This is a genomic window from Mycobacterium sp. shizuoka-1, from assembly GCF_002723835.1.
GTDB lineage: Bacteria > Actinomycetota > Actinomycetes > Mycobacteriales > Mycobacteriaceae > Mycobacterium.
In genome coordinates this window covers 86,631-100,158 of sequence record NZ_BEWG01000076.1, presented here as the reverse complement: position 1 = coordinate 100,158, position 13,528 = coordinate 86,631, and the positions used below count along the sequence as shown (strand labels likewise).

Genomic DNA, 13,528 nt, shown 5'->3' with positions numbered 1-13,528 from the left:
CCCGCACCCACAGCCGTCTTTCGGGCCGAGAAGGTAGGCCCCCAAACGAAGTTAGCCTGCCCTAATATCTCGACGGGGTGCGCTGGCGCAGTGGCAATGTCGGAGGAATAGATGAAGGTGTGCGTCGTCGGGGCGGGGCCGTGCGGACTCACGACGATCAAGCAGCTCCTCGACGAAGGCCACGACGTCGTCTGCTTCGACAAGAACCCCGACATCGGTGGGATCTGGCTTCGCCACAGTGGCGACGGTGACCGGATGAAGGCCTATGACGATCTCTACCTGACGATCTCGATGAAACTGATGGCCTACTCGGACTATCCGGCCCAGGGGGATCGGAGGTTCTACACCCGCGCCGAGTATTTCGATTACCTCACGGCATATGCCGATCGTTTCGGGCTCCGCAAGCACATCCGATTCGGCGGCGAGGTCACCGACGTTCGGAAGGTCTCCGACCGCTGGGTCGTGTCGGTGCGACGTGACGGAATCGACTCCACCGAACCGTTCGATGCGGTGGCAGTCTGCTCGGGGCCGTTCAAGACCCCGAACCGGGCGATCGCCGAGCTGCAGAATTTCACCGGTGAGATCGTGCATTCCTCCGAATACCGGAACAACGAACGCTTCCGGGACAAGCGGGTACTCATCGTCGGCCTCGCCGAATCCGGTGCCGATATCGTCCGCCAGATCGGTGACGTCGCTGGTGCCTGCACGCTGGCGATCCGGTCGTATACCTACCTCCTGCCGAGAGTGTCCGACCGCAACCGAACGACGGATCACGGCACGGTGCGGGCACATCATCACGAGATGTACCGCCGAGCCACCACCTACCCGCTTGCGCTCGAATCATTCTGGGGGCGAGACCCTCTCGCGAAAGCACTGTTCCTGGTGATGACGGTGATCTATGGTCTCGCCACGTCATTGCTGGCCGCATTCGGCGGCTACCGGACCGCGGCGGGTGCCCGATCGGCGACCAACCCGATGGGTGAACCCATCGACCCGGCGAAGCTCGATGTGAAGACGCTGGACAACGCTGAGAACTGGAAGCTGATCGAGACGTGGAACCGGCGCTCTCACCCTGACGGTAGCTGGAGCCCGCGGCGCATCTTCTGTAAGAACGTCAGCTTCATCCCGGCCCTGGCCGACGGCCGCGTCACCTTGAACGACAGTGGAATCAAGGCATCTGACGGCAACCGGGTCGTGTTCGGTGATTCGACGGACGGCCAATTCGACAGTGTGGTGCTGTGCACCGGCTTCGAACACGACTTCGACCTCGGCGATCTGCAGGTCGAGGGCGGAAATGTGCGCACTCTGTACAAGCACTTTCTGCATCCCGACCACGACGGAACCGTGGCGTTCATCGGGTTCGTTCGCCCGTTCTCGGGAGGCATTCCCGTGTGTGCGGAGATGCAGGCCCGGTATTTCGCGAGGGTGTGCAGCGGCGAGCTGCGCCCGCCCACCGACCTCAACGAGGTCATCGCACGCGAAAGGTCATGGGAGGACCACTGGACGGCGTTGAGTCCGCGCCAGACCGAGTCCATCCCGTCACAGATCATGTATCTGGACGCGCTGGCCCGAGAGATCGGTTGCCTTGTTCCGATGAGCACGTTGCTGTTCAACCCGAAGTTGTTCATTCAGATCTGGTTCGGCAGCTTCAATCCGTCGAGCTACCGGATCGTGGGGCCGCACAACCTCGGTCGTGCCGCCCGCGACGATCTCTATTCCGAGCCTGTCGAGAACCGCAGGGATATGGCTTTGCGTCATGCGGTGCTGCAGTTGACCCCGTCGGCCTTCCACCCGAAGCACTTGATGGGCACACCGCTTGTGCATTGGGTGGACAACCCGCTGCTGGGTGGCAGCTACGCGTCGTCCGACTCGGGGGCGCCCGCGCTGGTGTCCAACAGAGCGGCGGATTGAGCCGATGCCGCTTGGCGATGCACTACAGGGGCTGATGACCCTGGCCGTGATCGTCATCGGCTCGGTGATCATCGGGAGCCTGTTCGCCAGAGTCGGTCAGCCCCGGATGTTGGGGTCGATTGTCGTCGGCATCCTGGTGGGGACGGCCCTGGCGGCCTGCCCCGAATCCGTTCGCTCCGAGCTTGTCTCGGCGACGTCGCGTCAATTGCTCGATGCCGCGGGGACCGCAGGACTGCTGCTGCTGATGTTCTCGGCGGGCAACGAGTTACGGCGCTTCGGCAGCGTGGGCGATGCCTCGATCGGGTGGCGGGCGGCGCCGTGTGTCGTCGTTCCCATGGCGGCGTGTGCATTGGCGGCCTGGCCGTTCGCCGCACGCATCGACGGTCCCGGACACCATGACGTGTATGGATGGCTGTTCGTCGGGGTCGCGATGGGGATCACCGCGGTGCCGGTCCTGGTATTGATCGTCAAAGATCTGGGCATCGCGTTCTTCTCCGCCGCACAGGTAGCCCTGCGGATCGCTGTGGTCACCGACGCCGTCGCCTGGATTCTGGTGACCGCCCTGGTGGTCGTCTCGCATGCGAACGCCGTATCGGTTCCGAGGGTGGCGGTCGGGGCCGCCGTGCTGGTGACCGTTGGGCTCGTCATCCCCCGTGTCGTCGGGCGATGTGACGCGCTCAATCGAGGTGCGTCGGCGTGGGCGATGATGGCGGTCTCCGGACTTGCCGGTGCTGCGGCGACGCAGTTGCTCGGATTCCATCCGGCGATCGGCGCCGTGGTGGCGGGGTTCACCTTCCCCGCCGCTGTGGCCGACGCGTCCTCGCGACATGCGTTCAACGCGATCGTCAACGTGTTGTGGCCGGCCTTCTTCGTCAGTATCGCGATGTCAGTTCCGTTGCAGGCGCTGCACGAACTGCTCAGCTGGGGCGGACTGGCCGCCGTCGGGGTGCTGGCGCTTGCCGCTCTCGCCTCGAAGCTGGCGGCGGGTGTCGTGTTCGGCGCGATGAGCCGGTGGCCGTGGCGGAGATCGGCGAAGTTGGGTGTGCTGTTGAACTGCCGTGGCGTCACCGAGATCACGGTCGCCTCAGTGGGTTTTCAGGCCCGGTTGATCAGCCCGTTCGCCTTCGCCATGCTGTGCGGTATCGCGTTCGCCACGACCGCGGTGACCGCCCCGCTCTACCGCGCGTTGGGCCCGGAAACCGCAGAGACCCGTGACACGACGGAAGTCGCCGAGGCAGCCTAACAGCGGGCCTCGCGAGCCGCACGCATCAGGTCGACGACCGCCGCGATGTGTGGCGCACGCACGATCGAATGGTGATCGCAGTCCAGCACCTCCGTCTGCAGTTGGCCGGTGAGGACACGCCGCCACAGTCGAGGGTCGTCGGCATTGAGATGGCTGCGGATCAGCAGTGCGCTGCCCGCCCATGGCCGGGGCCGATGTCGGTACGCGGCAATCATTCCGGCTTCCTCGACGGCGCGGGTCCTGCGGTTGTAGTCGGCGGAGAACAGTCCGGCCAGCGGAACCGTCTTCTGCCGCTCCCACCATGTCCCGAAGCCGTTCGCGTCGTCGGTTTGGAGCGTCACCGTCGCGTCCGGCAGTTCGTTGCGCGCCGCCCAGGCCACCCGGGGCGACAGCCAGGGGTCCAGCAGCACGACCATGGACACGGTTTCGCCGTGGGCTTCCAGTGTGTGCGCCGTCTCCAGTGCGATGTGCGCGCCCAGCGAATGCCCGACGAGAGTGTAGGGACCGTGGGGTTGCAGTCGGCGCAGGTCGGACCAATGCCGTTGGACCGCACGCCGTATCGACCAGTCCGGCAGCGCGCGCGTGGCCAGCCCGTTCGGCTCGAACGCGTACACCGCGGTCTGATTCCCGACCCGCTCGGCCAGCGGAAGAAAGCAGAGCGCGGACGCGCCGGCACCGGTGAAGCAGAACAGGGGTGCGGCCGCGGTCTGCGCCGACAACGGTCGCAATGCGGTGGTGGTGGGCCGCAGCAGATCCCGGCCCGGCCGCTTCGGCGTCACCCGTTGGGCGCCGGCCAGCGTTCTCGCGAACGCGGCCAGCGTAGGCGCGCCGGCGAGATCGTTGGGCCCCAGGACAACGCCGTGAGACTCCCGCAGCGCCACCAGCATCTGGGCGACGGACAGCGAGTCACCGCCCAGCGCGTAGAAGCTGTCGGCACGGCCGACCCGCTCGATGCGCAGCACTTCGGCCCACAGCCGGGCGGTCGCCGTTTCGTGGACACCGCGGGGCGGCTCGAACGGAATCCGGCTGGGTCTCGGTAGCGCCGTCCGGTCGACCTTGCCGCGCTCGTTTCGCGGCAGCGTGGCCAGCATCTCGATACCGGCAGGCACCATCCACGGCGGCAGATCTCGGTGCAGCCTCCCGCGGAGCTCCGCGACCGACGGTGTCCGATCCGTGGCGCTGGGTGCCACATAGGCGGTCAGCGACGGCGGCTCGTCGTCACCGGCGACCACGGCGACTTCGCGGATGTCGTCATAGGAGGCCAGTGTCGCCTCGATCTCTGCCGGAGAGACCAGATATCCGCGGATCTTCACGGTGTTGTCCGAGCGGCCCGCCAGCACCAAGTTGCCGTGTTCGTCCCACCGGCCGACATCGCCGCCGACGTACGTCGTGGTTCCGTCCCCGTTGTCCAGGAACATCGCTGACGACGCCGCCTTGTCCAGGTAGCCGCTGCCGAGGTACGCCGAGGTGATCGACACGATGCCGTCGGGACTGATGTCGATCCTCTTGTGCGGTGCGGGGATTCCCACCGGGATGACACCGCGCGGAACAGCATCGGTCGGCCCGATGTCGTAGCTCGCGATGGCCAAGGTCTCCGTCGAGCCGACCCAGTTGGTGACCACCGCGCCAGGTGCCAGACCCCTGAGCAACTGGACGTGACGGGCCTGCAACGGTTCGCCGGTGGTGACGATCCGTTCGACGTGCGGCAATCGGTCGCCGCCGGCCACCCGGTGCAGCGCGTCGACGAACGACGGGGTGCACGTGATCACTTGGGCTCGGGAGTGATCGATACGCTCGAACGCCGCGCGGGCGCTGTGCTCGCGCGGATCGACCGCGATGATCTCGGCTCCGCCCAGCAGTGACCCGATCAGGATGTTGAGCCCGCCGGCGAAGCTGATCGGCATGCACAGCGCCACCGTGCGGGCGTCGGCCAGGCCGAATCGGTCGTTCAACAGTTGAGCGTCGGCCAGCCACAGTCCATTGGTGTGCAAGACCGTTTTCGGGGTACCGGTCGAGCCCGAGGTGAATTGGATGCTGGTGACGTCTGCGGTGTCGGCGGCCGCTCCCAGCGTGCTGGCACCCGGTGGAGCGGTCTCGCTGGTGGATGGCCCGGTCACCGTCGTGACGTCGTAGCCGTGCTGGGCCAGGATCGTCGCGATCGTCATCGTGCGGTGGTTGCCCAGTTCGGGGTCGAGCGCCACGACTACTGTCCGAGAGGCGATAAGGCCGAGGATGGCCGACACGGTGGCCGGGGTGAGGGTGGCCGGGATCAGCGCGGCTCGCGGTGTCGGGCCGTCCGGTGGCGTGTCCGTGCGTACGGCGCATGCCGACGCGAACAGCTCGCCGTAGCTGACGGCCTGGGCTGCGGTGCGCAGCGCGATGCGATCGGGGTGGCGACCGGCGGTCCACTCGAAGTGCGCTGCAACTGAGCGGTGTTCGATCGGTCGCTGGGGTGGCACCGGCGAGCACGGATCAGTCGACAACGGCGCATGCTCCGATATCCAAGGCCGGCGGTGACAGCACGTGCGCGTGGTGGCGGACCGGCGCATGGCGACCCGCCCGCGCGGTCTGTGGTGGTGTTGGCGCGGCGCGATTGTCGTGTGCGGCTGCTTCCAGCAGGTCGGCTGCCGCGGTGACACTCTGCTGCGGTGTGGTCATCTGCGCACCGAGCATGCCGGCGCGGTGGCGGAACTGTGGTGCCAGTACAGTCTGCAACCCGGCCCGAATCGAGTCGGGCGTCGCGACGGAAAACCGTTCGGACACGCCCACTCCGAGCGTGGTGATTCGGGTGGCCCAGAGCGGCTGCTCGGCACTGATCCACAAGATCAACGTCGGCATACCGGCCCGCAGACCCGCCGCGGTTGTGCCTGCGCCGCCGTGATGCACCACCGCACGGCATTTCGGGAACACCGCGCTGTGGTTGACGTCGCGCACGATGCGCACCTGGGGAGAGGAGGCTTCGGGGATGTCCCACACTCCGGAACAGATCAGCGCGCGCTCACCCAATTCGGCGCACACGGCGGTGATCATCGCCACCGCGGTGGCCGGGCATTCGACCGGCATGCTGCCGAAACCGAAATAGATCGGCGGTGTCCCGTCACCGATCCACGCATCGGTCTGTGCGTCGTCGGCCGTGTCGAGCTGCAGCGTGAGGTTGCCGATCAGCGGTCGGCGTCCGGCCCACTCCTGCGCCAGGCCGTCGAAAAGCACGGGGTCATAGGCCTGGATCTCCACCGCGCTGCGCTCGATGATGCGACGGATCGCGCGCGTTCGCGTCCGTGGCAATCCCAGCTCGCATCGTTGCGCGGTCTCGGCACGCTTCATCAGGCGCCAGTACAGCGATTCGGCCACCGGCCAGATCGTGCGCGCCAGCCACGCCGGCACCCGCGGGAACATCACGCTGTTCGCGCGAAAGGGGAAGTAGTGCAGTGCCGCCAGCGGCGTGCCGAGGTGTTCGGCGACGTTGGCGGCCACCTCCTGGTAGGTGGTGCCGGTCAGGATCAGGTCCGCGTCACGGGCCAGGCCAAGGAGCGTGCCGCTCATCTCGGCCCAGCCCTGGCTCAGATAGTCCGCCAGTTCGTGCCATTCCCGGCGCGGGCTGCGTAAACCCCACGACTTGCGGAAGATCGACGCCTCGAGCTGCTTCTGAGAGTCCACGCCGTACGGCTGCGCCGGTGTGATGCCGCATGCCTGGACAAAGGAGACCAGGTTCGGCGGAACCGCCATCGCCACGTCGTGACCGCGGCTGATCAGCTCCAGCGCCACGGCAGCGCACGGCTCGACGTCGCCGCGGGTACCGTGCACGGCTATCGCGAACTTCATCGCGTCGATGTCCTCCTCCCGAGAGCGCGCGTGCGCACGAAAAATCCTCCGGGCCACACTGTTTGGCGGCCGGATCGTCGTCTGTCGCTCGGTTGTGGCCCATTATTGCGGGCTTGGAGCGTTCTGTGGGGGCTACGTCCTGCGCTCCGGTCAACCTGGTCTAGCTGCCGAAATGCACCTCCAGACAGTCATATTCGTCATCCGGAGCCACCAGACTGCGCGGCCCTGCGATAGCCACGCATAGCCACCGGGCCGAAGATGGCCGCCAGGCCGGACAGCCACGCGAGTGCCATGAGCAGTGCCTGTCCCGCCGGTTGTCCCTGCGCAAGCGCGCGCATGGCATCGACGACGGGCGCCAACGGCTGGGCCCGGGCAACGGGTTGGATCCACTCGGGAAGGTGCTGCACTGGAGCCACCCCGCCCGAACAGAAGGCCATGCCGACCGCTACTCCGCCGAGCAGCGTGAGCAAGGGTGAGCTGTTCTCCCGAACGGCGAGCGCCAGCACGATGAGGGCGAAGACGAGGGTCACCAGAACAGGCAGCAGCAGGAAGGGGATCGCCGCCGTCCAGGCGCCGTCGAACTGTAGCCCCAGTGCCATCCCGACCAGCAGGATGAGGAAGCCGGCGACCAGCGTCTGTGCGGCTTGGGCCAGCAGGGTGCCGGCCAGGAAGCTCCCTCGGCGGATCGGCATCACCCAGAATCGGCTCAACAGTCCGCTGTCGCGTTCGTCCGGTATGTGGAAGCCGGCCCCGAGCGTTCCCATCATGGTTCCCGCCACAATGCACACCGGCACCAGCGTGGCGAGGTTGTCGGATCCGGTCAGCCGCATCAGTGACTTGCTGACCACCAGGTAGTAGGTCAGCAGCAGCAGGGTGGGCACCAGGACCGACTGCAGCGGCACCATGGGGTGCAGCCGCCAATGCATGAACATGCGCTCGGTGAGGACGACTGCGGGCATGAGCGGCCGCGCGGTCACAATGGCCGCCGCTGGATGCGGACCGCGAATAGTCCGAACGTGATGAGAAGACCCAGGCACCAGGCCGCCGTGACGGTCACCTGGTTGCCTGCGGCGTCGCCGGCCGCCAAGGCTCTGATGGTGTCGGTCACCTGGGAGACCGGCTGATACCGGACGAACGGTTGCACCCAGTCCGGAAAGGCCTCGGCGGGAGCAAGTCCCGTCGACACCAGGATCAGGATGAGTTGCGGCAGCAGCAAGAGCTGACTTCCGCCGATCCGGCCCAGCCAGGTGCCGGTGGCGTCGGCGCCCAGAGACAGGGCCAGGGTCAGAGTCAGCGGGATCACCGTGAACGCAATGACGCAGACGACACCGCCGGTGATCCGGTATCCCAAGAGGTATGCCGTCGCCATGGCGGCGGCCAGCGAGACCGCCCCGCGCAGCAGACAGTAGAGCATCCGGGCGGCCAACGGCGCCAACGGTGAGATCGGTTGTGTCCTGAGCCGGCGGGTCAGACCCGACGCCTGTTCGCGGCCGGCCCGGTCGGCGGTCGTCACCGAGCCGAGCAGCATCGCCTGGACGATGATCGACGGCACCAGATAGTCGGTGTAGCTCATCGTGCCGGTGTCGATGATGTGGCGTAGCGCCCCGCTGAGACCCAGCAGGGTTCCCGCCGGGACCAACACCGCCAGGGCGAGATCGAAGTCGCGCACTGCGGTGTGCACGATGCGCTCCGTCAATGCCGCGATCGCGGTCATACCGTGCTCGCCGCTGTGCTCAGGTGCAAAAAGACCTCGTCGAGAGTTGGTTTGCGCAGCGAGATGTCGACGAGATCGACACCCAGTCGGTCGGTGCGACGGATTACCTCGGCGAGTGTGCCGACACCATCGCGGGCGCGTACCGACACGGTGTTGGTCTCGGCGTCGGCGTCGACGTCGTCGATATCGGCCAATGCGGCGACGACGCGGGGGATGTCTGACGGCCGCACCAGGGTGACCTGACAGTAGGTCGCGCCTGCCTGCCGTTTGAGCTCGTCGGCGGTGCCGTGTGCGGCCACTCGCCCGCAGTTCAGAATGACGATCGAATTGCTCAGTACGTCAGCCTCTTCGAGGTACTGGGTGGTCAGAAGAACCGTGACGCCCTCGGCGGCCAGCGTCGACACCAGCTCCCACACCTGCCGTCGACTACGTGGGTCCAAGCCGGTGGTCGGTTCGTCGAGAAAGAGCACCTCGGGCGTCACCACCAGCGCAGCCGCGATGTCCAGTCGCCGTCGCATTCCGCCGGAATAGGTGGAGACCGGCCGGTCGGCCGCCCCGTCGAGCTCGAACTCGGCGATCAATTCGTCGGCCCGCCGGCGCGCGTCCCTTCGCCCGAGTCCCCTCAGCCTGCCGAACAAGGTCAGGTTCTGCCGGCCGGTGATCACCGTGTCCAGACTCGCGCTCTGGCCGGTGACTCCGATGCTGGCCCGCACCCGGTCAGCGTCGTCGACGACGTCATGGCCAGCCACCAGTGCCCGTCCGGCGCTCGGTGGTATCAGTGTCGAAAGTATCTGTACCGCAGTCGTCTTGCCTGCCCCGTTATGACCGAGAAGTGACAGCACCGAACCGGTCGGCACCGTGAAACTCACGTCGGTCAGGGCAGACACATCGCCGTATGTCTTGGTCAGACCGTCCAGTTCGATCACGGTGCCGGCCAGCGGGGTCCGAGGCGTTGAGGGTTCGGCATCAGCGGATCACCGTCCATTCCCTGGTGATCGATCGGTGGAAGAAGAACACCGAGACGGAGTTGGTGAACCACTGCCACAAGAGTTTGCGCCAGCCGATGGCTCTGGCCCGTCTGCCGGAGTGATACACGGTGAGCTCACGCGCGAAATGCGTTCTGCCGACGCGTGAGAGGCGCCGGAACAGGTCCATGTCCTCCGAGGCCACGAGGCTTTCGTCAAAGCCGCCGACCGCCCGGAACGCATCGGCCGCGACCATCTGGAACTTTCCGCTCGCCGCGCCGACCCGCAGGACGTTGTTCTGGAGCAGAAACTGCAGTCCGAGCATGGTGAACACGAATCGATCAGCGACCGTGGCTGATTCGGGGGTCACCCGATACTGACTCGTGAGCGCCACCAGGCGGCGATCCGATGCGAACCGGGTGCGCGAAGCGCGGAGAAAGTCGTCGATCTCCGGGATCAGCACATCGGCATCGACGAACACCAAGAAGTCGCCACGGGCGGCGGCCGCTCCCCGGTTCCGGACTTGGGCGATCGTCTGCTTCTCGGGCTGGGTGTAACGGACGATCGTGTGCGCATACCGCCGACAGATGTCCACGGTGCCGTCGGTGCTGTTGTCGTCGGACACGATGATTTCGTGGTCGCCCGAATAAGCGGCCAGACACGCGAGGGTGGAGGCGACGGTTCGGTCTTCGTTGAGGGTCGGCACAACGAACGAGATCACCCCGGTTCCTCCTCGCGGTCTGCCGACAAATATGCGTAGCCTAACCTTTGTATCCCGCCCGTGGTGGTCTACGTTTTAGTGCGGTGACAAGGGCTTTTATCCCGAGGCCACGGTGAGCCACATTCTGAATTCAGGTTAGGCTACCCTCATCAAATGACCGATGTGACCGCGGGACCGCGATCGCCGATCGACTCGACCCGATGGGCGCGACTGCCGCAGCGAATGGCCCCGGCGGAGGTCGTTGCCCAACTGGCGGCGGCGGTTCCCGAACGGACGGGCACCGACTATCTCGTCTACGAGCGCGACGGCTGCTGGACCCTGGCGATCGGTACCCGGGCAGCCATCGAACTCGATCGCGACGAGCTACGCGTCAGTCATGCCGGCTCGCAGGTGTGCCGTCGCTGGGACGGCCGGCCCGCGGCGGTGCTGGAAGACGCACTCGCCGCGGTCATGGCCGACGGGGAGCCGGCCTTCGGATGGATCGCCTTCGAGTGGGGCGCGCACCGGCTGGGCCTGTTCGACCAGATTCGGCCCGGCACGCCGCTGGCCCGCATCTTCACCCCCGTCAGCCGCGTCGTGGTGTCGACCGACGGGATCGAGGTCGTCAACGGCGACGAACACCTGCACGCCGAAATCGGGGAGCTGCGGCCGGGGCGGCTGAGCGGGGCGAGCCGCGAGGTGGACGTGTCGGGCGATCCGAGCCGATACCGTGACCGGGTGGCAACCGCGATCGCCGAGATCCGAGATGGTCGTTACCAGAAGGTGATTCTGTCGCGCACCGTCGACGTCCCATTCGCCGTCGACTTTCCGGCGACGTATGCACTGGGGCGACGGCACAACACGCCGGCGCGTTCCTTCCTGTTCCGGCTGGGTGGGATCCGCGCCCTGGGTTTCAGCCCGGAGCTGGTGACCGCGGTCCACGCCGACGGTGCAGTGGTGACCGAACCACTGGCCGGCACAAGGGCTTTCGGTCGGGGCCTACCCGACGACCGCGCCGCCCGCGACGATCTGGAGACGGACGCCAAGGAGATCGTCGAGCATGCGCTGTCGGTACGCACCTCGGTGCTGGAGATCGCCGAGGTCGCCGAGCCCGGGAGCGTCGCGGTGCGGGACTTCATGACGGTGCGCGAGCGCGGCAGCGTCCAGCACCTGGGCTCGACTGTCGGAGGAAGGCTTGATCAAGGTTGCCACCGGATGGATGCGCTCGAGGCGCTGTTTCCCGCCGTGACGGCCGCCGGGATCCCGAAAGCGCCTGGGGTCGAGGCGATCCTGCGACTCGACGAGATGCCGCGCGGGCCGTACTCCGGCGCGGTGGCGATGTTCACCCCGGACGGCGGTCTGGACGCCGCCCTGGCGTTGCGGGCGACCTACGCCGACGAGTCCCGCACCTGGCTGCGTGCCGGTGCGGGCATCGTCGCCGCGTCATCACCGGAGCGCGAATTCGAGGAGACCTGCGAGAAGATGGGCTGTCTCGCGCCTCATCTCGTGCCGCGACGCTGACCCGGCTCAGCGGCTCAACTTGGCGATGAGCGTGCGCTTGTCCACCTTCCCGACGGCCGTCGTCGGCAGACTCGGCATCGGCGCGACCATGTCCGGGCGGCAGTGCATGGCGACTCCCCGTGCCTCGAGGTGAGCGTTGAGCTCGGCAAGCCTCACCGGCTCGTCGCGGAAAACAATGGCGGCGCAGATCTTCTCACCCAGATACGGATCGGGCAGACCGACCGCGGCAACCGCGGACACGCCCGGATGGGTCAGCAGATGGCTCTCCAGGTCGAGAGCGGCGATCGTCTCGCCCGCGCGCAGGATGACGTCCTTGACCCGGCCGGTCACCTCCAGATAGCCGTCGGCACGGCGGCGGACCTTGTCGCCGCTGCGGTAGAAGCCGTCCGGGGTGAACGAGCGCCGGTTCTCCGCGTCGGCGCGGAAGTAACCGTTGATGGTGTATGGGCCGCGAACCAGCAGTTCACCGGGTTCACCGTCGGCCACCGCGACGCCGGCGTCGTCGACGATGCGCAGCTCGTCGTGCGCGGCCAGGGGCCGGCCCTGGGTATGGTCGACGATCTCATCGGGATCGCCGATCCTGGTGTAGCACAACAGACCTTCGGCCATGCCGAACACCTGCTGGAGCCCGGGGGTGAGCACCGACCGGATGTGCCTGGCGTCCTCGGCGGCCAGTTTGGCACCGCCGACTTGCAGGAGGCGCAGGGTGGTCGGGCGCTGGTCCTCCCATTCGCAGGCCTGGGCCCACAACCGGGCGAGCGCGGGCACGAGCGCCGTGGCGGTCACTTCATGACGAGCGATCGTGGCGAATGCCGCCTCAGGACTGGGGTCCTTGCCGAATACCACCGCCGCACCGACCGTCATCGCGCCGAGCAGGCCTGGGCAGGCGAGCGGAAAGTTGTGGCCTGCAGGCAGCGCGACGAGATAGACGTCGGAGTCGGTCAATCCGCACAGCGCGGCGCTGGCGGTCGCGTTGTACAGGTAGTCGTCGTGGGTGCGCGGGATCAGCTTGGGGGCGCCGGTGGTGCCGCCGGACACCAGCAGCAGCGCGGGTGTGCCGGTGTCCGGCTGCAGCCGAGCCGGCCGTGCGCTGCCCTCGCACAGATGCGGCCAGGAAATGTGTTGGCCTGCATGGCCGTCGACGATGACGTAGCGGAGCTGCCTGCAGCGGTCTCGCACGCGCTGCGCCATGGCTGGGTAGTCGACGCCGGCGTCGGTGCCCACGATGATCCCGACGGCGCCGCTGACCTCCGCGAAGTGGGCCAACTCGGCATCCCGGTGGCCGGGCAGACACATCACCGGCAGTGCGCCGGCACGCAGCAGGGCGAACAGCGCGACCGCGAACTGGCAGCTGTTCGGCAGTTGCACCAGAACCACGTCGCCGCTGCGGATTCCGAGGCTCACCAAACCCGCCGCAGCCGTATCGGCGAGCTGATCGAGCTCGGCGTAGCGCAGGCTGGTCCGTTCGTCGAGCACGGCGGGGCGCTCGGGCCAGCGGGCCGCGGCGCTTCGCAGAATGTCGTCGAGGGGCCGGCCGGCCCAGTAGCCGGCGTCGCGGTAGGCCGCGGCGCGCTCCGGCGCGAAGGCGGTGAATGCGGTCATCGGGCTCCCTGACGTAGGCGTCTCTGGGCTCAGAGCATAGGGTAGCCTTC

The 13,528-nt window shown here is 67.2% G+C and carries 10 protein-coding genes; 3 read left to right on the top strand and 7 right to left on the bottom strand.

Annotated features, from left to right (window positions below; all coding sequences use genetic code 11):
• The first annotated feature begins 111 nt into the window (after window positions 1-111).
• Together MSZK_RS21315 and MSZK_RS21310 are read left to right on the top strand one after the other, a co-directional pair.
• Window positions 112-1,911, top strand: a complete 1,800-nt coding sequence (locus MSZK_RS21315) for an NAD(P)/FAD-dependent oxidoreductase (protein ID WP_099250597.1) — start codon at window positions 112-114, stop codon at window positions 1,909-1,911.
• 4 nt (window positions 1,912-1,915) lie between these two features.
• On the top strand, window positions 1,916-3,154 hold the full coding sequence (locus MSZK_RS21310; protein ID WP_099250596.1) for a cation:proton antiporter: 1,239 nt from the start codon (window positions 1,916-1,918) through the stop codon (window positions 3,152-3,154).
• Here MSZK_RS21310 and MSZK_RS21305 read toward each other — a convergent pair.
• The 6 genes from MSZK_RS21305 to MSZK_RS21280 all read right to left on the bottom strand — a co-directional run bounded on the left by MSZK_RS21305 (window position 3,151) and on the right by MSZK_RS21280 (window position 10,376).
• A complete protein-coding gene (locus MSZK_RS21305; protein ID WP_158230614.1) occupies window positions 3,151-5,637 on the bottom strand; it encodes an alpha/beta fold hydrolase in 2,487 nt (828 codons plus the stop codon). The genes MSZK_RS21310 and MSZK_RS21305 overlap by 4 nt on opposite strands.
• Window positions 5,627-6,976 carry a glycosyltransferase gene (locus MSZK_RS21300; RefSeq protein WP_099250594.1) on the bottom strand — a complete coding sequence of 450 codons (1,350 nt, stop codon included), beginning with the start codon at window positions 6,974-6,976 and terminating at the stop codon, window positions 5,627-5,629. Before MSZK_RS21300 ends, MSZK_RS21305 begins: the two co-directional genes overlap by 11 nt.
• Before the next feature lie 197 nt (window positions 6,977-7,173).
• Window positions 7,174-7,935 carry an ABC transporter permease gene (locus MSZK_RS21295; protein ID WP_099250603.1) on the bottom strand — a complete coding sequence of 254 codons (762 nt, stop codon included), beginning with the start codon at window positions 7,933-7,935 and terminating at the stop codon, window positions 7,174-7,176.
• A 14-nt stretch (window positions 7,936-7,949) separates the two neighbouring features.
• The gene (locus MSZK_RS21290; RefSeq protein WP_099250593.1) at window positions 7,950-8,690 is read right to left on the bottom strand and encodes an ABC transporter permease; all 741 of its coding nucleotides are present in this window, start codon (window positions 8,688-8,690) and stop codon (window positions 7,950-7,952) included.
• Window positions 8,687-9,616 carry an ATP-binding cassette domain-containing protein gene (locus MSZK_RS21285; protein WP_099250592.1) on the bottom strand — a complete coding sequence of 310 codons (930 nt, stop codon included), beginning with the start codon at window positions 9,614-9,616 and terminating at the stop codon, window positions 8,687-8,689. Before MSZK_RS21285 ends, MSZK_RS21290 begins: the two co-directional genes overlap by 4 nt.
• A 40-nt stretch (window positions 9,617-9,656) precedes the next feature.
• The gene (locus tag MSZK_RS21280) at window positions 9,657-10,376 is read right to left on the bottom strand and encodes a glycosyltransferase (protein WP_158230613.1); all 720 of its coding nucleotides are present in this window, start codon (window positions 10,374-10,376) and stop codon (window positions 9,657-9,659) included.
• 153 nt (window positions 10,377-10,529) lie between these two features.
• Here MSZK_RS21280 and MSZK_RS21275 point away from each other — a divergent pair, with 153 nt between their 5' ends.
• Entirely contained in the window at window positions 10,530-11,876 is a 1,347-nt protein-coding gene (locus MSZK_RS21275; protein ID WP_099250590.1) for a salicylate synthase, read from the top strand.
• A 6-nt stretch (window positions 11,877-11,882) separates the two neighbouring features.
• Here MSZK_RS21275 and MSZK_RS21270 read toward each other — a convergent pair whose 3' ends face one another.
• Complete coding sequence (locus MSZK_RS21270) at window positions 11,883-13,478, bottom strand: (2,3-dihydroxybenzoyl)adenylate synthase (RefSeq protein ID WP_099250589.1); 1,596 nt, start codon at window positions 13,476-13,478, stop codon at window positions 11,883-11,885.
• Window positions 13,479-13,528: the final 50 nt, after the last annotated feature.

Coding starts and splice junctions, on each gene's coding strand:
- MSZK_RS21270 (WP_099250589.1), bottom strand. CDS start 13,478: ATGACCGCATTCACCGCCTTCGCGCCGGAGCGCGCCGCGGCCTACCGC.
- MSZK_RS21275 (WP_099250590.1), top strand. CDS start 10,530: ATGACCGATGTGACCGCGGGACCGCGATCGCCGATCGACTCGACCCGA.
- MSZK_RS21310 (WP_099250596.1), top strand. CDS start 1,916: ATGCCGCTTGGCGATGCACTACAGGGGCTGATGACCCTGGCCGTGATC.
- MSZK_RS21300 (WP_099250594.1), bottom strand. CDS start 6,976: ATGAAGTTCGCGATAGCCGTGCACGGTACCCGCGGCGACGTCGAGCCG.
- MSZK_RS21315 (WP_099250597.1), top strand. CDS start 112: ATGAAGGTGTGCGTCGTCGGGGCGGGGCCGTGCGGACTCACGACGATC.
- MSZK_RS21295 (WP_099250603.1), bottom strand. CDS start 7,935: ATGCCCGCAGTCGTCCTCACCGAGCGCATGTTCATGCATTGGCGGCTG.
- MSZK_RS21290 (WP_099250593.1), bottom strand. CDS start 8,690: ATGACCGCGATCGCGGCATTGACGGAGCGCATCGTGCACACCGCAGTG.